The 19,250-nt window shown below is 67.0% G+C and carries 18 protein-coding genes and 2 pseudogenes; 12 read left to right on the top strand and 8 right to left on the bottom strand.

Going from position 1 to position 19,250, the window contains the following annotated elements; translation table 11 throughout:
* The first annotated feature begins 79 nt into the window (after positions 1-79).
* Positions 80-244 (top strand): hypothetical protein, encoded by a 165-nt coding sequence (locus JWP83_RS18610; RefSeq protein WP_297732778.1) that lies wholly within the window; start codon positions 80-82, stop codon positions 242-244.
* A 119-nt stretch (positions 245-363) separates the two neighbouring features.
* Here JWP83_RS18610 and JWP83_RS18615 read toward each other — a convergent pair whose 3' ends face one another.
* The gene (locus JWP83_RS18615; RefSeq protein WP_297732779.1) at positions 364-3,012 is read right to left on the bottom strand and encodes an FHA domain-containing protein; all 2,649 of its coding nucleotides are present in this window, start codon (positions 3,010-3,012) and stop codon (positions 364-366) included.
* Between the two features lie 111 nt (positions 3,013-3,123).
* Between JWP83_RS18615 and JWP83_RS18620 the strand changes: the two genes are divergently transcribed.
* Positions 3,124-3,315 carry a hypothetical protein gene (locus JWP83_RS18620; protein WP_297732782.1) on the top strand — a complete coding sequence of 64 codons (192 nt, stop codon included), beginning with the start codon at positions 3,124-3,126 and terminating at the stop codon, positions 3,313-3,315.
* A gap of 85 nt (positions 3,316-3,400) precedes the next feature.
* Here JWP83_RS18620 and JWP83_RS18625 read toward each other — a convergent pair whose 3' ends face one another.
* Positions 3,401-4,426: an alpha/beta hydrolase gene (locus JWP83_RS18625; protein WP_297732784.1), complete on the bottom strand. Its 1,026-nt coding sequence runs from the start codon at positions 4,424-4,426 to the stop codon at positions 3,401-3,403.
* A gap of 194 nt (positions 4,427-4,620) precedes the next feature.
* Between JWP83_RS18625 and JWP83_RS18630 the strand changes: the two genes are divergently transcribed.
* Positions 4,621-5,466 carry an SDR family NAD(P)-dependent oxidoreductase gene (locus JWP83_RS18630; RefSeq protein WP_297732786.1) on the top strand — a complete coding sequence of 282 codons (846 nt, stop codon included), beginning with the start codon at positions 4,621-4,623 and terminating at the stop codon, positions 5,464-5,466.
* A 353-nt stretch (positions 5,467-5,819) separates the two neighbouring features.
* Here JWP83_RS18630 and JWP83_RS18635 read toward each other — a convergent pair whose 3' ends face one another.
* Complete coding sequence (locus JWP83_RS18635; RefSeq protein ID WP_297732788.1) at positions 5,820-8,066, bottom strand: molybdopterin-dependent oxidoreductase; 2,247 nt, start codon at positions 8,064-8,066, stop codon at positions 5,820-5,822.
* A gap of 52 nt (positions 8,067-8,118) precedes the next feature.
* Positions 8,119-8,544 (bottom strand): PPOX class F420-dependent oxidoreductase, encoded by a 426-nt coding sequence (locus JWP83_RS18640; protein ID WP_297732790.1) that lies wholly within the window; start codon positions 8,542-8,544, stop codon positions 8,119-8,121.
* 117 nt (positions 8,545-8,661) lie between these two features.
* Between JWP83_RS18640 and JWP83_RS18645 the strand changes: the two genes are divergently transcribed.
* From JWP83_RS18645 to JWP83_RS18655, 3 genes are all read left to right on the top strand, one after another.
* Complete coding sequence (locus tag JWP83_RS18645; RefSeq protein ID WP_297732792.1) at positions 8,662-8,844, top strand: hypothetical protein; 183 nt, start codon at positions 8,662-8,664, stop codon at positions 8,842-8,844.
* A gap of 82 nt (positions 8,845-8,926) precedes the next feature.
* A complete protein-coding gene (locus tag JWP83_RS18650) occupies positions 8,927-9,379 on the top strand; it encodes a nuclear transport factor 2 family protein (RefSeq protein WP_297732794.1) in 453 nt (150 codons plus the stop codon).
* 264 nt (positions 9,380-9,643) lie between these two features.
* Positions 9,644-11,032, top strand: a complete 1,389-nt coding sequence (locus JWP83_RS18655; protein WP_297732796.1) for a wax ester/triacylglycerol synthase family O-acyltransferase — start codon at positions 9,644-9,646, stop codon at positions 11,030-11,032.
* Between the two features lie 16 nt (positions 11,033-11,048).
* Here JWP83_RS18655 and JWP83_RS18660 read toward each other — a convergent pair whose 3' ends face one another.
* Positions 11,049-11,507, bottom strand: a complete 459-nt coding sequence (locus JWP83_RS18660) for a cupin domain-containing protein (protein WP_297732798.1) — start codon at positions 11,505-11,507, stop codon at positions 11,049-11,051.
* A gap of 74 nt (positions 11,508-11,581) precedes the next feature.
* Here JWP83_RS18660 and JWP83_RS18665 point away from each other — a divergent pair, with 74 nt between their 5' ends.
* A complete protein-coding gene (locus JWP83_RS18665; protein ID WP_297732800.1) occupies positions 11,582-12,451 on the top strand; it encodes an alpha/beta fold hydrolase in 870 nt (289 codons plus the stop codon).
* A gap of 53 nt (positions 12,452-12,504) precedes the next feature.
* Here the strand turns inward: JWP83_RS18665 and JWP83_RS18670 are convergent, their stop codons facing one another.
* Entirely contained in the window at positions 12,505-12,990 is a 486-nt protein-coding gene (locus tag JWP83_RS18670; RefSeq protein ID WP_297732802.1) for a nuclear transport factor 2 family protein, read from the bottom strand.
* Positions 12,991-13,102: 112 nt separating this feature from the next.
* Between JWP83_RS18670 and JWP83_RS18675 the strand changes: the two genes are divergently transcribed.
* From JWP83_RS18675 to JWP83_RS31295, 5 genes and pseudogenes are all read left to right on the top strand, one after another.
* On the top strand, positions 13,103-14,296 hold the full coding sequence (locus JWP83_RS18675) for an acyl-CoA dehydrogenase family protein (protein ID WP_297732804.1): 1,194 nt from the start codon (positions 13,103-13,105) through the stop codon (positions 14,294-14,296).
* 8 nt (positions 14,297-14,304) lie between these two features.
* Positions 14,305-15,213 carry a biphenyl-2,3-diol 1,2-dioxygenase gene (gene bphC / locus JWP83_RS18680; protein WP_297732806.1) on the top strand — a complete coding sequence of 303 codons (909 nt, stop codon included), beginning with the start codon at positions 14,305-14,307 and terminating at the stop codon, positions 15,211-15,213.
* Positions 15,213-16,685, top strand: a complete 1,473-nt coding sequence (locus JWP83_RS18685; RefSeq protein ID WP_297732808.1) for an FAD-dependent oxidoreductase — start codon at positions 15,213-15,215, stop codon at positions 16,683-16,685. Before bphC ends, JWP83_RS18685 begins: the two co-directional genes overlap by 1 nt.
* A gap of 181 nt (positions 16,686-16,866) precedes the next feature.
* A pseudogene (locus tag JWP83_RS18690) lies at positions 16,867-17,685 on the top strand (IclR family transcriptional regulator).
* Positions 17,682-17,821, top strand: a pseudogene (locus tag JWP83_RS31295) (oxidoreductase); the annotation flags it as partial. The pseudogenes JWP83_RS18690 and JWP83_RS31295, both read left to right, overlap by 4 nt.
* Here the strand turns inward: JWP83_RS31295 and JWP83_RS18695 are convergent.
* Entirely contained in the window at positions 17,817-18,107 is a 291-nt protein-coding gene (locus tag JWP83_RS18695) for a ferredoxin (protein WP_297732810.1), read from the bottom strand. The pseudogene JWP83_RS31295 and the gene JWP83_RS18695 overlap by 5 nt on opposite strands.
* Positions 18,107-19,243 carry a Rieske 2Fe-2S domain-containing protein gene (locus tag JWP83_RS18700; protein WP_297732812.1) on the bottom strand — a complete coding sequence of 379 codons (1,137 nt, stop codon included), beginning with the start codon at positions 19,241-19,243 and terminating at the stop codon, positions 18,107-18,109. Before JWP83_RS18700 ends, JWP83_RS18695 begins: the two co-directional genes overlap by 1 nt.
* Positions 19,244-19,250: the final 7 nt, after the last annotated feature.

Genomic DNA, 19,250 nt, shown 5'->3' on the forward strand with positions numbered 1-19,250 from the left:
AAAACGCTTCGCTGCCATCGCGGATGCCCGTACACACTGCGAGAATTTGTCGAGTCCCCTCGCGTATTAGGAAGTAATCATGCCCACCCTTGAGACACGCCTCCGCCAGGAGTTGCGCGATTGCGCCCTTGAGTTACGGCAATTGGCCTACACGGTGCCGCACGGGGTCGGCGAGCATGCCCTGCTTCAATTGTCGGACCGGATGCGCGTCGCCGCCGAACAGGTGGTCCGCAAAGGGGCGTAGCGGGCCGGGCCGAGTGGGCGTCTAGGGCTTTAAGTGTGCGTCTAGGGCGTGGATTTCGCGATTTCGCCGCCCTGACCGCACGCCCAGAGCCGTCAGCGCACACCAAAAGCCGCGAGCGATCAGCCGCCCCTGAGCCGAATCTTCCATCGCACGAAGCCGAGATAGACAGCGCTGAGCAGTATCAGCATGCCCATGTCGAACCACCATGCGCCGGCCGTGTGATGCCAGTGCCAGTCCTTTGGCACCGACGGGACTTTGCCCTCCAAGCTGAGCAGGTCGACGGTGGAGGCTGACGACGCGAAGCCCCATCTCGCCGGCGTGGCCCAAGACATCTGGTCCAGCCCGACGCGCCCGGTGACGGGAATCATGCCGCCGGAGAACACCAACTGCGACATGACCGCCACGACGAGCAGGGGCATGATCTGTTCGTTGGACTTGGCGATGGACGACAACGCCAGCCCGAGCATCGCCGAGGCGACGGTGGTCATGGCGACGTCGACGAACAGCTCCAGATTGGGAATGCCCAACGCCACGGCACCCTGCGTCGGGCCGCCCTTGCCGACGATAGCGATGACGGTGACGATCGCGGACTGAATGACCGCGAACACCGTGTAGACGAACACCTTCGCGAGCAGGTACGCGGACGTGGACAACCCGACCGCCTGCTCGCGCAGGAAGATGGCGCGCTCGCCGATCAGGTCGCGGATCGTCAGCGCCGTTCCCATGAAGACCGCACCGACGTTGAGCAGCACCAGAATCTGCCCGGGCTCGGTGGGCGCGGAGCCCATCGGGTTCGGTCTGCCGAAGCCGACATCTCCGGGCACCGACATCGACAGCGAGCCCATGATGAACGGCAGCAGCGCCAGGAAGATGAAGTAGCCGCGGTCGGACACGATCAACCGCACCTGCCGCCGCGCGATCGTGGAGAACTGCCGGAACAGGCTCGTGTGCGACGGATCGCCGATCTCGGCGGGTTGCTCCGCCGGAGGTGGTGGCGGGGGTGGGCCCGTCCGCGCCAGGTATCGCGCCTTGGCGCCGTCCGGGTCGCCCGCGACCGTGCTGAAGATGTCGGCCCAGTTCGTCGTGCCCATCGCCGGCCCGATCTGGTTGGGCGGCCCGCAGAATGCGGTCTTGCCGCCGGGCGCCAGCAGCAGGACCTGATCGCAGACGTCCAGGTAGGTCAGGGAGTGGGTGACCACGAGCACCACGCGACCGGCGTCGGCGAGCTGCCGCAGCATGGTCATGACCTGGCGGTCCAGCGCCGGGTCCAGGCCGGACGTCGGCTCGTCGAGGATCAGCAGCGACGGCCCGGTCAGCAGCTCCAGGGCCACCGACGCACGCTTGCGCTGACCGCCCGAGAGCTTGTCGACCCGTGTGTGCAGGTGCTGGGTCATCTCGAGTTCCTCGAGCACCCGGGCCACCACCTGCGCGCGGTCGTCCTTGGTGGTGTCCGGTGGCAGCCGCAGCTCGGCCGCATACATCAACGCCTGCTGCACCGTCAGCTGCCCGTGCACCACGTCGTCCTGCGGGACCATCCCGATCCTGCTGCGCAGCGAGGCGTATTCGGCGTGAACGTTGTGGCCCTCGAACGACACCGTGCCCTTGGTCGGGTGCGTGTAGCCGGCCACCAACCGGGCGAAGGTCGACTTTCCCGCTCCGGACGGGCCGATGACGGCGGTCAGCGTTCCGGGCCGTGCGCCCAGCGAGATGTCGTCGAGCAGGACCTTGTTGTTATCGATCGTCCACGTCACCCCGCGCACGTCGAGGCCGCCGCTGCGCGTCGCGGTCGCGGACTCGTCGCGGCGGGCCAGCGTGCCGCCGGCGAAGACGAGGTCGATGTTGCCGATCGTGACGACGTCGCCGTCGCGCAGCACGGCCGAGTCGACCCGCACGCCGTTGACGAAAGTGCCGTTGATGCTGCGGTTGTCACGGATCTCGGTGCCCTGCGGCGTGGGAACCAAGGTGGCGTGGTGGCGTGATGCCAGCACCTCGGGAATGACGATGTCGTTGTCGTTGGCCCGGCCGATCTTGACCGCGCCCGGCGACGCCACCATCGCCGTTCGACCCGGCCGCAGGATCTTCATCATCGACGTGGCGATGTTCGCGGCATCGCCGCCGTGGCCCATCTCGGCGGCCGCGTGCTCCGCGAAGCGGCCGGTCTCGGGCCGCGCCGGGGGCACCTGCATGGGTTGTGCCCGGTAAATCTTCGGCGGCTGCTGCGGTTCGCTGGGCACTCCCGTCGGATGTCCGCCGATCGGCTGTCGCGGCCTCGGCCCGCTCGGCGGCTGCGCGGGCTGGCGGACCGGGGCCGACGGCGACTGCTGCGGCTGGCCGGGCCAGTGCGTGCCGACCTGCTGCGGCTGGCTCTGGGACGCGGGGGCGCTCGGCTCGCCGGCGGGATTGTAGATCGGTATCGACGTCGTCAGGGGCGGCCGCCCGGCCGAACCCTGGTGGCGACCGACTTCGAAGGTCAGCGCGGGACCGTCCGGGTTGCCGATGTTGACCCGCAGGCCATCCTGGATGTCGACGACCGGCACGCGACGGTTCTGGACGTAGAGCCCATTGAGGCTGCCGTTGTCGATGGCGACCCATCGGCCCTGGTCGAAGCGCACGATGAGGTGCGTGCGGGAGGTCAGCGGGTGTGCGACGCGAACGTCCGCGCGGAGATCACGCCCGATTACGACGTCGGTGCCTGCTGCGAAGGTGCGCTCCGATCCCTCGTACCGCACGGTCAGCACTGGCGGGGCTGGTGGGCTCACGATGACCAACTGTATCGGCCGCGGGCCCAATTGCAGGCCAAGGAGTCAACGCCGTTCACGACCTCGACCCACGAACGCGGACGACGTTTTGGTGACGGAGCCCCGGGTAACCCGCCGTGCATGGATGACAGCGACGGCCCGTTCCCCGACGACGTGCCCGTCGCCGACGCCGTCGAGCAACAGCGACCGACCGCCGACCTGCCGTCCGACGACGAGCAGGACACGGGCGTGCCGCTAGAGGCGCCCCCTTCCGACTGGCAGGAACAGCACGAAACGGTCCTCATCGACCCCGAACTCGAGGAATTTGAGTAACACGAATGACGGCCCGATATGCGGCCGCCACATGGTTCGGTGGTTTAATGCGAACAAGTCGGTGGCGTCGGTTTCCAAATACCGACTAACCCGCTGCCGCGGCGACGCGCGCGCTACGGTGCCCGGTGCTGAGTTTGCGGCTGTGAGGCACACTGCTCGCCGCCCCGGTGACCTCCCGGATGAAATCCCCGAGATATCGAATGGCCCGCCTTCCTTCCGGCAATATGTCGGCCGCCAGCGGGAAGTCGTGAATTTGGCCGTCCCATAGGTGAAGGTCGCAGCGAACTCCGCTGAATTGCAACCGTTCCGCCATGAGCTCGGCATCGGGCAGCAACAACTCGTCGGAGCTCGCGTGAATGGCGACCGGCGGTAACGAGGAGAGGTCCGCGTCCACCGGCGACTCGACGCGGCGCGCAGACGTTCCCGTGCCCTTCGGAATCCGCACCTCGCCGAGATACGTGGCGAACATCGACAACGCCCCACGGGTGAACATCGAGCACCTGCGAGCGTTGCGGTGCCGCAACTTTCGGGTCGGATCCGCGTCCGTGAACGGCGAGATCACCGCAACGCCGGCCGGCCTGAGGAGCCCGGTCCGGATGGCGGCCAGGGTGGTCATGAACGCGAGATATCCGCCGGCCGAGTCGCCGGCCACGACCAGCTGGTCCCCGTCGTAGCCACGGTCCTGCAGCCAGCGAAGCCCGCACATTCCGTCTTCGATCGCGTCGGCTATCTGATGCGACGGCAGCTTTCGGTATCCGACGGTCAGCACACCGGCATCCGCCGCCTTCGACAGACGGGTCACCAAGGACCGGTGCGTGTTGAGGCCACAGGTAAGGAACGCGCCACCGTGCAGGTAAAGAATCGCGCGATCGGAGGAGACGCCCGGTGCGCGAACCCATTCGGCGTCACAGGCGTCAAGCCGTATCGGTTCGATGCTTGCCGAGGACGTGAAATGCGGCAGCAAACCCACCAAGCCGTCCACACGTTCCAAGGGCCAATGCAAATTCGGCTGAATGGCCCACGCACGCACCGCGTTCTTCACGATTATCCGGCTGGCAAGCGACACCGCGACCGACCGCACACTCTGGCGATGGTGAATTCGCCGGTTCATTGCCTGGCTTGGCAACAGACGGCGTTGATCTGGCTTCGTCGGCATTGTGTTCAACTTTCGTCGAGGTAACGCGTACCCCCGTGAAAGCGCGGAAAACGGTCGGTGAATCCCGGGCAAATGTCGGCTTCGTCACTGTTTGATGCGCCGGGATCGTGGGTACCGCCCACGCTGTCGGAGTGCCTCAAGATATGACCATGGGAGAGGCAACAGACGCCGCTGCGCTGCTGACCGAGCGGGTCGCGGTGGTGACCGGCGGCGGCGGCGGTATCGGTGCGGCAACCGCGCGACTGTTCGCTACGCACGGCGCCCGGGTGGTCATCGCCGATATCGACAACGAGCTGGCTCAGGGGGTCGCCGACGAGATCACGGCGTCGGGCGGCTCGAGTCTGGCGGTCGTGGCCGATGTCCGCGACGGGGAACAGGTCAGCGGCTTAGCGCGATCGGTGCTGGACCGCTATGGCCGAGTGGACGTGCTGGTGAACAACGTCGGCCACTGGCTTCGCCATCCGGGCAACTTCGTCGACACCGACCCCCAACTGTGGGACGACCTCTACCGCATCAACCTGCACCATGTTTTCCTCGTCACGCACGCCTTCCTGCCCGCGATGATCGACCAGCGGGCCGGCGCGATCGTCAACGTCTCGTCGGTCGAGGGGCTGCGCGGCTATCCGGAGGATCCGGTCTACGCCGCATTCAAGGCGGCCGTCATCCACTTCACCCGCAGCCTCGCCGTGCAGGTGGGTCGCGACGGGGTGCGCGTCAACGCGATCGGCCCCGACGTCACCGAGTCGCTGCAGGTGCCCTACTCGCAATGGCTGTCCGCCGAGGAGCGGACGCAATGGCCGCAATGGGTTCCGCTCGGACGGATGGGGCTGCCCGAGGACCAGGCCCGCGTGATCCTCTTCCTCGCCTCGGACTTGTCGGCGTTTGTCACCGGCCACACCATCCCCACCGATGGCGGCACCGGCGCGGCGGGCGGATGGTTCCGCTCGTCGCGCCGGCCCGACCGGGAGTGGACGAATCGTCCGGTCGCACCCTGATCGCGCCCGGCTATCTCCCTGGGCGGCCGGGGCACCAGCATCCAGATACGCCCCGGAGCCGTTGCCGCGAGGCGGCTTTCAGCTTCCAGACACTTCGACGGCGAGTGCATCGATCAGTCGGTTCATCACCGCACCGGCGTCCCGGCGGGCCTGATCGTGTTCCTCGGCGCGAGCAATGTAAGCGTAGCGCCAACGGTTTTCGTGCCGTCGGGTTGCGCAGTGTGGAACAGCGCCGGCATCGCGAACGTCGCGACGCCGGCGAAAAACGTTTCAACAATTATGATCTGCCTGTTCGCCGCCATCCCGCACTGCGGCGGGTCCGTGTTATCGGCAAGCTGGATCGTGGCTAGAGCTCACTCGGTTCGCGCGGGCCGAAATCGGGCTTGCTCATCCATGATCGTCACCGGGATGCCGTTGAGGGCGCCGTTGCCCGACGGCTCGTCGATGAACGTCGGCGGGGATAGCACGTTGGTATTGGCTCCCGGTGAACCGTTGGCCACCGACATGCGGGTGCCCGGCTTGCCATGCCCCCAGCCGTGCGGCATCGACACCACGCCGGGCTTGATCGCATCGGTGACCTCGACGGGCACTTTGATCTCGCCGGCCGCCGACTTGACCGTGACGACGTCGCTGTCGCCGATGCCGCACCGGGCCGCATCGTCCGGGTGCATCAGCAACGTGCACCGGTCCTTGCCCTTCATCAGCGCCGGCACGTTGTGCATCCAGGTGTTGTTCGATCGGAGGTGTCTGCGGCTCACCAGGACTAGCGGCTCGGCCGGCCGCTCCATGCGCGCCGCCAGTCGCGGCAAGTCATCGAGCAGATATTGGGGCGCGAGGCGGATTTTCTTGTCAGCTGTGCCGAGCACGTCGGGCAGTTGCGGCACCATCGGCCCGAAGTCGATTCCGTTCGGATTGGCCTTGAGCATGTCCAACGTGACCCCGCCGGGATTTTCGCCATATCGGTCCCCGAAGGGGCCGGTACGCAGCGTGAGGTCCAATATCCGCTCGGGCCCGCCCTTCACGCCGGCATCGTCGTAGAACTTGCGGATCTCCGCGCCGTCGACTCCCCGCGTGAAGGCCAGGTAATCGAAGAACCCGTCGTCGATCGCGGCGACGTCGACGTCCTCGGCCGGTGTGCCGGCGCACAGTCCGGTCAGCCGGATCAAGATCTCCCACTCGTGCGGGCGGTCGCCCGGGTCGAATACCGGAGCCGAGTAATTGGCGATGCTGTGGATCGCAAACTGCAGGATGAGGTCGTCGTGGTGCGGCTGCTCGAGCGGGGACAGCCCGGGCAGGATCACATCCGCGTGACGCGTTGTCTCGTTGAGCCAAAGGTCAACGGAGATCATCGCTTCCAGCATCGGCAGCACCTCGTCGAGCTTGTCGCCGCCGGGCGTGGACAACACCGGGTTGCCGGCGACCGTGATCAGCGCCTTGAGCTGCCCGTCGCCGGGTGTGGCGATCTCTTCGGCCATGCACGAGACCGGCGCCTGGCCCAGCACCTCCTTGGCGCCGCGAACCCGGGTGCGCCAGCGGCCGAATTCGGGTGCGCCGTCCTCCAAACCCGGCAGCGGCTGCGTGGTGATCGACCAGGCCGCGGGCTTCGGGAACATCGCGCCGCCCGGGGCGTCGAAATGGCCGGTCAATATGTTGGTCACGTCGACCAGCCAGCTGGCCAGACTCCCAAACTCCTGATTGCACAACCCAATTCGGCCGTAGACCACCGATCGCTCGGTGCCGGCGAGTTCGCGGGCCAGCCGGCGGATGCGGTCTTCGTCGATACCGGTGGCCGCGCTCACCCGGCTCGGCGGCCAGTCCGCGGCGACCCGGCGCATCGTGTCGAGACCGTCGACGTGTGGGCCGGGATTGACGAGGTCCTCATCGAGGAGCGTGTGCGCCACGGCCAGCAGGAGCGCCGCGTCGGTGCCGGGCACGATCGGAAGCCACTCGTCGGCGTGGGCGGCGGTGAGGGTGCGCACCGGGTCGATCACGATCACCTTGCCGCGCTTGCGAATCGCGTCGATCAATCCCATGACGTCGGGCGCGGCCAGCAGCGAGCCCTGCGACGCGGCGGGGTTGGCGCCCATGATCACCAGCAGGTCGGTGCGCTCGATGTCGGGCACCGGGAAGGTCCACCAGCCGCCGTACATCAGGTGCGACGACAGGTTCTTGGGCCATTGGTCGACCGTTCCCGGCGAATAGGTGATCGGCATCCCCGACATGCCCAGGAGCACCCCGGTGTAGCGGGCCAGCGAGAAGGAGTGCGCCAGCGGGTTACCGGTGTAGGCGGTGACCGCCCCGATCCCGTACGTGCGGATCACCGGCGTCAGCAATTCGGTGCAGCGACGAAACGCCGCGTCCCAGCTCACTTCCTGCCAGTTTCCGTCGACCTTGATCAGCGGGCGGCGAATGCGGTCCGGGTCGTCGTGCACGCCGGCTAAAGACACGCCCTTCGGGCAGAGGTGTCCGCGGCTCCAGACGTCGTCGCGATTGCCGCGGATGCTGGCGACTTTGCCGTTGTCCACCTGAATTTCCAAGCCGCACATGGCTTCACACAGTGGGCAGGTGCGCAGATGCCTGCCGTCATCGCCGGTCGCCACCCACCCACTGTATTCCGCTACTGCCGGTAGCGGAAGTGGCAAATATGTGTGGTCAGGATGCCCAGGGGCCGATGCCGCCGACCTTGTCGATGCGGATGCGGGTGAGGAACCCGGGCGGCGCGCCCTCCGGCGGGAACTTCATGTTCGGGTCACCCAGGATCGGGTTGAGCTCCTTCAGGAGCTCGGGCGCCCCGCCCTCGACGATTCGCGCGGTTCCGGTGACGGAGAGGTAGGGCCGCATCCCCGCGCCGGCCCCGCTGAGCGACACGATCGTGACGGCGACGCGGGGATCGTTGCGGATATTGCGCACCTTCTTGTGTTCGGCGAGGTGCGCGGTGACGAGTTCGTCTCCGTCGGGTGTCGATTGCAGCGCAACCCAGACCAAACTCACTTGGGGGCTGCCGTCCGGATTGAGGGTGACCAAGGTGCCGTCGGCACCCTTGCCGATGAGGTCGCGCGCGGCGTCGTTGAGTTTCATGCGTGCTTATACCGTCGCGCGCGACGATTCATTCCCGTTCGTTCGGTCTCAATGAAATTTGAATATGGCCAGTTGGCTGTACAACCGCCGGGCGCCGCTCTTAGCGTCGTTCACGATATGACCGACCATCAGCAACCGGCGGGCATCGAGCACCTCCGGCGCGAATTGCTCGACCGACTAGACGCGCAACCGTTCGACGACTGGTCCCCGGCCCTCTTGCGTGCCCTGATCGCCGTCTTCGACCTGAACGGAGTCACGCCGGCGGCCCGACACGGCTTCCGGCCCTACCTCGTCAGGTAAGCCTTCGCGAAAGTGCAACTGCCGACACGTTTCCCGAGAGGGGTGGTCGGCAGTTGCACTTTCGCGGATTAGGCTCACGACGGTGGAGACCTGGGAACTGGTCGCCCGTGAGCAGATCCGCGACACGCTCGCGCGGTACAACTGGTCGGGCGACGCCGGCCGGCTCGACGGCCTCGCGGAGACGTTCTGCACGGACGGCGTGCTCGAGATCCGTGGTGTGGAGCCGCTGTGCGGGCGGTCGGAGATCGCGGCGTTCCTCGGCGGTGTCACGGGCGACGTGGCCCGCAATGTTGACGTCAAGCCCGTGGTCCGACACAACGTCGCCAGCGTGCTGTTCAGCGCGCTCACCCGCGACGCGGCGCACGTCTCGTCGTACTTCACCGTCGTCACCCATATCGGGCTCGACCATTTCGGCCGCTATCGCGACATCCTGGTTCCCGACGGTGACCGCTGGCTGATCAAGCATCGCAAGGTATCGACCGACTGGGCGGCCCCCGACTCGGCCATGGCCCGCCGGCCGACACCGAACGTGTAGTCACTGCGACCGCCACTGGCGTGTCGTCGCCGCGGTTACACGTTCGGCGGGAAAACCCCGAGCGGCCGGTCCACGAAGATGAATATTGGTGGCGATTTCGTTAAATGTACCGCCGAAATGTTTGCCGCTACCCTCTCACTGGCTACAGATAGGGATCATATAAAGAGATTGCGGTCCTCTTCTGACGCCGTGCGCCTGTAGGGCCTGGAGTTGACCGCCGGTCATGTGACCAGGGGTCACGGCCGCCGAAACGAGATGGGCGGGATGCAGCGACTCAGTGGGTTAGACGCGTTCTTTTTGTACCTGGAATCACCGACGCAGCCGTTGAACATTTGCTGTGTCTTGGAGGTGGACCCGGAAACGAAGCCGGGTGGCTACACGTTCGACCGGTTCCGTGAGGCGCTGTCGGTGCGGGTGGACGCAGTGCCCGAATTCCGTCTCAAGCTGGCCGACAGCCAACTGAACTTCGACCATCCGGTCTGGGTCGATGACGATCGCTTCGACCTTGACCGTCATCTCCACCACGTCGCCCTCCCGTCGCCCGGCGGACCAAAGGAGTTAGCGGAGATCTGCGGTCACGTCGCCGGCCTGGCACTCGATCGCGATCGTCCGCTGTGGGAAATGTGGGTCATCGAAGGCCTGCACGGCGACGACGCGCTCTCCGTCGTCCTCAAGGCCCACCACGCGTTCGTCGACGGGGTCGGCGGCGCCCGCCTACTGGGCCGGCTGTGCAGCACCGCGGCCGACGCCCCGCCGCCCAAACCGGCTGACCGCACTGGCGGTGCGAATCCGCTTCAGATCGCCGCGTCGGGCCTGATCGGGGCCGCGTTACGGCCCTGGCGGCTGGCCAAAGTGGTGCCGGCAACCGCGCTGACGCTCGCGCAAACCATCCTGCGCGCCCGGGGCGGTGGGCACACCATGGCCGCCCCGTTCGCGGCGCCGCCGACGGCGTTCAACGGTCCGTTCACCCGGCGGCGCAACGTCGCCCTGACCACCGTGGACCTCGAGGACGTCAAAGCGGTCAAGAACAGGTTCGGTGTGACTATCAACGACGTGGTGGCGGCACTATGCGCGGGCGCGCTGCGGCAATTCTTGGTGGACCGGCAGGAACTGCCGGACAGCCCGATGGTGGCCAGCGTGCCGGTTTCGGTGCGGGGCCGGTCCGATCGGCCGGGCCGAAACCAAACCACGTGGATGCTGTGCCGGCTCGAAACTCAAATCGACGACCCGGCCCGCCGACTGTGCAGCATCGCCGACGGCAACGCCTCGGCCAAGGACCACGCCTCAGCGATGGGTCCGACCCTGCTGCAGGACTGGACGCAAGTGGCCGGGCAGACCATGTTCGGCGCCGCGATGAAGCTGCTGCCGCTCATACCCCTGCCCGAGAAGCCGCCGCACAACCTGGTGATGTCCAACGTGCCCGGCCCGCAGGAACAGCTCTACTTCCTGGGTTGCCGGATCGACGCCATGTATCCGCTCGGTCCGATCATCGCGGGCGCCGCGCTCAACATGACCGTCATGTCGCTCAACGGCCGACTCGGGGTCGGCATCATTTCCTGCCCCGACCTCGTTCCGGACCTGTGGGAGCTCGCCGCCGCGTTTCCTGCGGCGCTCAAGGAATTGATGGATTGCGGCGAGCCCTCCCAGAGCTAGCGACAGTTGTTGTGCCTCAGTGGTTTGGCGCCGAGGCCCCAATCGTCGCGACGCTGAGCCGGCACCCCTCCGGTCCCGCGCGCCAGGCGTGGTCGACGCCCGTGATCACCGCGCTGTCGCCGACGGCGAGGGGGTGCGCGCCGTCGTCCAGGACCAGATCCACCGAGCCCGAAAGCACGACGTCGAAATCGACGGTGTCCGTGTGGTGCATGGAGAATTCCGCACCCGGCGCGTACTCGATCACCGTCCAGCGGATCGCGCCGGGCGGGACGACCAGGTCGAGCAGGTCCGCCGCCCGGCCGCCGCCGGTCGAAATGGACGGCAGGGACGGCGCCGCGTACAGCACCGAATAGAGCAGGCCGCCAAGACCGGCGTCCCCTTGCAGCGCGACGGGTTCGTCGCGCACTGCGCACGATCGCCCGGACGCGTCGACCCCGGTGATCAGCAAGCGCCCGCCCGTCGGCCCGTCTGACATGCCCCCAGACTTTAGAGGACCAGTCGGAGGAACATCGCTCCCGCTCGCCGCGACGGCATGGCATGGTGACATGCGTGGCCAACACATCTGAAACGACCGTCGAGCAAGACTTGCGCGAAATCGGAACTCCCAAGGGCGCTTTGCGCTACTACGACTGCGGCCCGGACTCCGGGCCGGTGCTGCTGTTCCTGCACGGTTCGGGTCCGGGGGTCACCGGCTGGCGTAACTTCCGCGGGGTATTGCCGACATTTGCCGAGCACTACCGCTGCCTGATACTGGAATTCCCCGGTTTCGGAGTCAGCGACGACTTCGGCGGCCACCCGATGGTCACGGCATTCGGCACCGTTTCGCCTCTCCTGGACGCGCTCGGCGTCGAGAAGACGCACATCGTCGGCAACTCGATGGGCGGCGGCGTCGGCATCAACTTCGCCATCCAGAATCCGGACCGCATCGAGCGGCTGGTGACCATCGGCGGCATCGGCACCAACATCTTCAGTCCCAGCCCCAGCGAGGGCATCCGGCTGCTGCAAGAGTTCGTCGAGGACCCCACCCGTCAACGGCTCGTCGACTGGCTGAAATCGATGGTGTACGACCAGTCCCTGGTCACCGACGAACTGATCGAGGAACGCTGGCAGCTCGCGACCGATCCCGCGACCCTGGCCGCGGCCCGCCGGATGTACGGCAAGGCGGCGTTCGCCGCAATGAACGCCGCCATGGCGTCCTCCGACAGGCCGATGCCGTGGGCGGCCATGCACAAGCTGGCGGCGCCGACCCTGCTGACCTGGGGCCGGGACGACCGGGTGAGCCCGCCCGATATGGCGCTCATCCCGATGCGCACCATCCCCAACGCGGAACTGCACATATTCCCCAACTCCGGGCACTGGTCCATGATCGAGGCCAAGGAGGCGTTCGAAAGTACAGTGCTGGCCTTTCTGTCCCGCTAGGCGGCGATCGCGAGCGCGGCGGAGCCGGGCGAGGCGGGTCGCCGCCATCAGGGCTAGGCGGAACCCGCGAGGCCCCTCGTCAACAGCGCATGCGCATCGGGATTGCCGTCGAGCACCCGGCTGGTGCGGGTGGCGATCTGCCAGCGGTCGTCTATCCTCCTCAGCACGAAATGGTGCGCGGTTGCCCGCCAGACCCGATAGCCCCCTTTATCGGAGCCGTCGCGGATCAGCACCAGGGATTCGCAGACCGCCACCGCCTCGTCGCCGGCGAGCGTGACGACGCAGGGTCCGAGGAAGTGACAGCAGCCCGTGGCCACCAGCTTCTGGTGGGCCTCCGAGCTGATCATGGCGTGGACGTCTGCCCGGCTCTCCATGCGCCAGCCGTCCACGTCGTAGACGCCGTCCGTCGCCCACAGCCGCGCGGCGGCATCCGGGTCCCCGGCGTCGACGGCCGGACCGTACGACGCGATCAACTGCCTGATGTCGCGGTCGTCCTCGAACCGGCGCAGCCGGACCGCCAAGTCCTCGATGTCCGTCATCGGTTGTCCTCCTCATCTGAGCCGCCTTTGTGTCCGCTCATCGGGAAAGCCTTCGGGTCGGGCACGAACTGCGGTAGACCATTACTAAGCCCCCATACGTAAGGACGACAACATGAGCGAGCGGGTACTCGACGGGGTAGTTGCGATGGCCGACCAGTTGCGTGACCAGGCCGCCGAAGCCGAGAGGATCGGCCGACTCACCGACGACACCGTCAAGCTGATGAAAGGGGCCGGACTGATCCGGCTGCTGCAGCCGAAGAGCTACCAGGGTTTCGAGGTCCACCCCCGCGAGTTCGCCGAGACCGTGATGGCCACCGCGGCACTGGATCCGGCCGCCGGGTGGATCGTCGGCGTGGTGGGCGTGCATCCCTACCAGCTGGCCTATGCCGATCCGAAAGTACCCGCCGAGGTGTGGGCCGACGACGTCGACACGTGGATGGCCTCCCCCTACGCGCCGCAGGGCGTGGCCAAGCCCGTAAACGGCGGGGCCGGCGGCTATATCTTCAACGGCCGCTGGCAGTTCAGTTCGGGCACCGACCATTGCGACTGGATCATCCTGGGCGCGATGCTCGGCGACGAAAAAGGCATTCCGTTGATGCCGCCGCAGATGCTGCACATGATCCTGCCGCGCAAGGACTACGAGATCGTCGAGGACTCGTGGAATGTGGTGGGGCTGCGCGGGACCGGCTCCAAGGACGTCATCGTCAAAGACGCGTTCGTCCCGACCTACCGGACCATGGACGCGACCAAGGTGATGGACGGCACCGCCCAGCGCGAGGCGGGCATGACCGAGCCGCTGTACTTGATGCCGTGGTCGACAATGTTCCCGCTGGGCATTTCCGCGGCGACCATCGGCATCGCCGAGGGTGCACTGGCCGCGCACCTGGATTATCAGCGGGAGCGTGTCGGCGCCACCGGAACCGCGATCAAGGACGACCCCTACGTCATGCACGCGATCGGCGAGGCCGCCGCCGACATCAACGCCGCCCGCCAGGAACTGCTGGCCAACGCCGACCGCGTTTACGACATGGTCGCGGCCGGCAAGGAGGTGTCCTTCGCCGACCGCGCGGCCGGTCGCCGGACCCAGGTTCGCGCGGTATGGCGCGCGGTGTCGGCGGTCGACGAGATTTTCGCCCGCTCGGGCGGCAATGCGGCCCGGATGGACAAGCCGCTGCAGCGCTATTGGCGTGATGTGCATGTGGGCCATCTGCACGCCATCCACGTCCCCGGCACCACCTATCACGCGTCGGCGCTGAGTTCGCTGGGCATCGACCCACCGGAAGGCCCGCTGCGGGCCCTGATCTAGGAGTGGCAGTGAGCGACCTGAAAAGCCTTGGTTACATCACCATTTCGACGAACGACGTCGACCGCTGGCGGCATTTCGCGTTCGACGTCCTGGGCTTCGCGGAAGGGAAGGGGTCCGACCCGTCGGCGCTGTACCTGCGTATGGACGAACGTGCGGCCCGGATCGTCGTCGTTCCGGGCGAGACCGAGCGGGTGCTCACCGTCGGCTGGGAGGTGCGCGATCATGCGGCGCTGCAACGGGTCAAGGCGACCCTTGACGGCGCCGGTGTCGCGTTCAAGCAGCTGTCGGTCGATGAGGCCGAGGAGCGCCGCGTCGAAGAGGTGATCGCGTGCGAGGATCCCGCGGGCCACACGCTTGAGGTGTTTCACGGTCCGGTGCTTGACCACAGCCCGGTGATCACCCCGTTCGGCGCGAAATTCGTCACCGGCGATCAGGGCCTCGGCCATGTCGTGGTGCCCGCGATGGATCCCAACGGGCTGTTCGACTTCTACACCGAGGTACTGGGTTTCCGTTCGCGTGGCGCGTTCCGGGTGCCGTTGCCGAAAGAGTTCGGCCCGGTGCGGGTTCGCTTCCTCGGCATCAACGAGCGGCACCACAGCCTGGCGATCGTTCCGGCCGCGCATCTGCGAGACCCGCGCGTCGTTCACATCATGGTGGAGGTCGACACCCTCGACGCGGTGGGCCGAGCGCTGGACCGGGTCAATGCCGAGGGCTTCCAGTTGTCGTCCACGCTCGGCCGCCACACCAACGACAAGATGATCTCCTTCTACGTCCGGGCGCCCGGCGATTGGGACATCGAGTTCGGCACCGACGGTATGCGCGTCGACGAAACCTATTACACCGCAGAGGAAATCACTGCGGACAGCTACTGGGGTCACCAGTGGGTCGGCGAGATGCCCGCGGCAATGCGGCTGTGATGTCCAAGGCACCCGGCCAGGACGTCACACCCATTCCGGCCTCCTCGATCACATCGTGGGACCAGGAGGCCGACGTCGTCATCGCCGGCTACGGGGTCGCCGGCGCCGCCGCGGCGGTCGAAGCGGCCCGGTGCGGTGCCGACGTGTTGGTTTTGGAACGCACCGGGTCGTGGGGCGGGGCGGCGGCAATGGCCGGCGGATTCATCTACCTCGGCGGCGGCACCGCGCTGCAAAAGGCCTGTGGCTTCACCGATTCCGTCGACAACATGGCGGCTTTCCTCAACGTGGCGATGGGCCCCGGCGGCGACGAGAACCGCATCGCCGATTACTGCGCGGGCAGCGTCGCCCACTTCGACTGGCTCGTCGGTTGCGGGGTGCCGTTCAAAGCGGAATTCTTCTCCGAGCCCGGCTGGGAACCGATGGGCGACCAGGGCCTGATGTACAGTGGCGGCGAAAACGCGTACCCGTTCAACACAATTGCCACGCCCACCCCGCGCGGGCACGTCCCGCAGATGCAGAACAAGAAGCAGGGCGAAGCCAGCGCCGGCTACATGCTGATGAAGCCGCTCGTCGAGACCGCCACGGCGGCCGGCGCGCGGGCCCTCTACGACGTGCGCGCGCAAAGCCTGATCGTGGAATCCGACGGCAGGGTCGTCGGCATCCGCGCCCGCCAGTACGGCACGGATATGACGGTTCGGGCCCGCGCCGGGGTTGTGCTGGCGACCGGGAGCTTCGCCTACAACGACGCTATGGTGGCGCGCTACGCGCCGCGGATCGCCGGGCGCCCGGCCGCCTCGATCGAGCAACACGACGGTCAGGCGATCCGGATGGCGCAGGCGCTGGGCGCCGATCTGGCCCACATGGACGCCACCGAAGTCGCGATCTTCATCGATCCCCAGCAACTGGTGCGCGGCATCCTGGTCAACGGCCGCGGCCAGCGCTACGTCCCCGAGGACACCTACCCGGGCCGGATCGGGCAGCTGACGCTGTACCAGCAGGACAACATCGCGTACCTGATCATCGATGACGATGCGCAGCAAGAGGCAATGGCCTCGTGGTCGCCGAAGTTCATGCTGCGGCCGGCGACGTGGGTGGCCGACACCGTGGCCGACCTGGAACGCGACATGCGCCTGGCGCCCGGTTCGCTGCAGGCGACCGTGGCCGCCTACAACGAGGGCGCCGCACGCGGGGAAGACCCGCTGCTGCACAAGAAGGCCGAGTGGGTGAAGCCGATCGGTTCCCCGGTCGGCGCCATCGACCTGCGGGAGAACACCGGCGGCTTCACGCTGGGCGGGCTGGCCACCACGCTGGAGGCCGAGGTTCTGCACGTCAGCGGCGAGCCAATCCCGGGGCTCTTCGCCGCGGGCCGTTCGACCGCCGGGCTGGCCGCGTGGGGTTACGCGAGCGGCATCTCCCTCGGTGACGGCAGCTTCTATGGCCGCCGCGCGGGAAGGTCGGCCGCCAAGGGCTGACCAGCTATTTTTGCCGCGAGCTGGGGACCTCCCGCCTGCGGGCGAAACGCCACTGCGAAATATCGTGGCGAAATTCGCCATACGCAAGCCTCGCGGACTTCGGCATCTGGCCAGGCCGCCGGCTATGTGCTACAGCTATTCCTAATAGGAATATGGCAGCCAGATACAATCGGAGGACGCGATGCCAGCGCCTGTCGAATCGACTACCCCCACGGCCGTCATCGACCGCATTTCCCTGATCCTCGACGCATTCGACGGGCCGGGACGCCTGACGCTGGCCCAAATCGTCCGCCGGACCCGGTTACCGCGTTCGTCGGCGCACCGGATGCTCGAGCGCATGGTGCAACTGCGCTGGCTGCGCCGCAGCGGCCGGGACTACGAGCTGGGCATGCGCCTGGTGGAGCTCGGCTCGCTTGCCGTGCGCCAGGACCGCCTGGTGCGGGCGGCCGGGCCGCTGCTGGGCGAATTGCACCGTGCCACAGGGCTTGTCGTCCACCTTGCGGTGCTGGACGGCGCCGACGTCGTCTACCTCGAGAAGATCGGTGACCAGAGGATCCCTACGCGGGTCGGCGCTCGGCAACCCGCCCACTGCACGGCCGTCGGCAAGGCGATCCTGGCCTACCGCGACGACGACACCGAGCTGGACCTGCGGGTTCGTAAGACGAAGTACTCGATCTCGAGCAGCGCGCAGCTCGCCGTCGAATTGGCGAAGGTGCGGGCCCATGGCGTCGCCTTCGAGCGTGAGGAGTCGCTGCTCGGATTCGGTTGCGTCGCAGCCCCGATCGGCTGCCCCGGTGAGGCCGTGGCCGCGGTGTCGCTGTGCGGTCCGATGAATCGCATGATGTTCGATCAACGGCTGGCGGCCCCGGTCCGGATGACCGCGATGGGCATCTAGCGCAACGCCGAAGACGGCTCGCAACGGGTCGCGCCGACCCTACAACCGCTGCGTCCCTTGCGGCCGGTGCGTCCCGCGTCACGGCCCGCCCTGCAGTACGCGTGAATCCGTTCTGCGGCGGCGCCGCAGTCATTACGGCGCCGGCGCGGGCATCGGCGCGGGACTGGCCCGCCACGCCGCCGCATCGGGAATGACGGTCGTGCTGGCCGACATCGACGCCGACGGCATCGCCGCAATTAGGTTGCCGCGCCGACGGTTTCGTCGACGATGGACAGGTCGCCGTGTCGCACCGCGTCCAGAATCGACTCGCTCAACGCCGAGCACGCCAGGAAGACGCCCCGGCTGCCGGGCGCGGATATCTGCTGCGCTTCCGCGCGCTCGGAACACCGAGCCGTCGCGTCGGCGTTCCACTGCACGCTGGTCTGGTTCCAGCTGCTCTTGCGGGCCAGCACCCGTGCTCCGCAGTTGCGGCACGCCACGGGCATCATGCGCATTTCGTCCAGGCGGTCGTCGGCTCTGACCGACATCACACCGACCCCGCTGCCTGGGCGGCCATGTTCGCCTCGACCTCTCTCATCCACGCCTCATAAGGCCGGGTGGTGTCGAGCTCAAACTCGAAGCGGTCCACCATGTCCGGCTGCACGCCGGCGGCATCGACGTAGAACTGCTGATACCAGCGACGCAGCTGGTAGACCGGGCCGTCCTCCTCGACGAGTAGTGGGTTGTCGATGCGGGCCTTGTGCCGCCAGATCTCGACGTCCTGCTCGAAGCCGATCTTGACGAAGTCACCAAGACTGATCGCGGTCTGCGTAGCCTGGTCACCCGGCAACGAGTCCGATTTCTTCACGATGATGCCGTATTGCAGCACAAAGGAATTCGAGTCGATCGGATAGTGGCAGTTGATCAGGATTGTCTTGGCGTCGCCGTTCGTGTAGTGATACGTCAGGTCGTCGATCATGAAAGACGGCCCATAGTAGGACGCCACCGACGTGGTGCCGAGCATCGTGGTCCCTTCGGGGCTGCCCAGGTCGGGCCGGCTCCCGCCGTTCATGTACTGCGTCGCCACCTGCCCTTCGAAGATGTTCTTGAAATACGTGGGCAACGAGCCGTGGATGTAGAAGAAGTGCGCCATATCCACGACATTGTCGATGATTTCGCGGCAGTTGCTGTTGACGACGGTGGTGTACCAGTGCCAGTCGGTCCACTCGTCGCTCGTGGCGCCCTCGATGTGCGGGATCGTGACCTCCGGTGGCGGCGGTTTGCGCTCGGGGTCGTTCCACACGAACAACATGCCGTCCTGCTGCAAAGTGCTCCAGGCCGCCGTGCGCGCCAGCTTGGGCGTGCGCCTGCTGTAGGGCACCCTCTTGCATCGCCCGTCGCCGCCCCACCGCCAGTCGTGGAACGGGCACGCGATCTCGTCGCCCTTGACCTCGCCCTGCGAGAGGTCACCGCCCATGTGCCGGCAGTAGGCGTCGAGGACGTTGATGTTGGCGTCCCCGCTGCGAAACACGACCAGCTTCTGCCCGAAGGCGTTGATCGCGTGCGGCTTGCCGTCACCGAAATCTCTGATCAGGCCCAGGCAGTGCCACCCGCGCGCGAATCGCGCCGGCGCGGCCTGGGCTTCAATGAGCCGAACTTCGTCGATATCAGACTGTGCGGTCATGGGGATG

Source organism: Mycobacterium sp. (assembly GCF_025965855.1).
Taxonomy (GTDB): domain Bacteria; phylum Actinomycetota; class Actinomycetes; order Mycobacteriales; family Mycobacteriaceae; genus Mycobacterium.

Excerpts from the sequence above, each read along its gene's own strand:
- JWP83_RS18610 (WP_297732778.1), top strand. The coding sequence starts at position 80 with ATGCCCACCCTTGAGACACGCCTCCGCCAGGAGTTGCGCGATTGCGCC.
- JWP83_RS18620 (WP_297732782.1), top strand. The coding sequence starts at position 3,124 with ATGGATGACAGCGACGGCCCGTTCCCCGACGACGTGCCCGTCGCCGAC.
- JWP83_RS18625 (WP_297732784.1), bottom strand. The coding sequence starts at position 4,426 with ATGAACCGGCGAATTCACCATCGCCAGAGTGTGCGGTCGGTCGCGGTG.
- JWP83_RS18630 (WP_297732786.1), top strand. The coding sequence starts at position 4,621 with ATGGGAGAGGCAACAGACGCCGCTGCGCTGCTGACCGAGCGGGTCGCG.
- JWP83_RS18640 (WP_297732790.1), bottom strand. The coding sequence starts at position 8,544 with ATGAAACTCAACGACGCCGCGCGCGACCTCATCGGCAAGGGTGCCGAC.
- JWP83_RS18645 (WP_297732792.1), top strand. The coding sequence starts at position 8,662 with ATGACCGACCATCAGCAACCGGCGGGCATCGAGCACCTCCGGCGCGAA.
- JWP83_RS18655 (WP_297732796.1), top strand. The coding sequence starts at position 9,644 with ATGCAGCGACTCAGTGGGTTAGACGCGTTCTTTTTGTACCTGGAATCA.
- JWP83_RS18660 (WP_297732798.1), bottom strand. The coding sequence starts at position 11,507 with ATGTCAGACGGGCCGACGGGCGGGCGCTTGCTGATCACCGGGGTCGAC.
- JWP83_RS18670 (WP_297732802.1), bottom strand. The coding sequence starts at position 12,990 with ATGACGGACATCGAGGACTTGGCGGTCCGGCTGCGCCGGTTCGAGGAC.
- JWP83_RS18675 (WP_297732804.1), top strand. The coding sequence starts at position 13,103 with ATGAGCGAGCGGGTACTCGACGGGGTAGTTGCGATGGCCGACCAGTTG.
- JWP83_RS18685 (WP_297732808.1), top strand. The coding sequence starts at position 15,213 with ATGTCCAAGGCACCCGGCCAGGACGTCACACCCATTCCGGCCTCCTCG.
- JWP83_RS18695 (WP_297732810.1), bottom strand. The coding sequence starts at position 18,107 with ATGTCGGTCAGAGCCGACGACCGCCTGGACGAAATGCGCATGATGCCC.
- JWP83_RS18700 (WP_297732812.1), bottom strand. The coding sequence starts at position 19,243 with ATGACCGCACAGTCTGATATCGACGAAGTTCGGCTCATTGAAGCCCAG.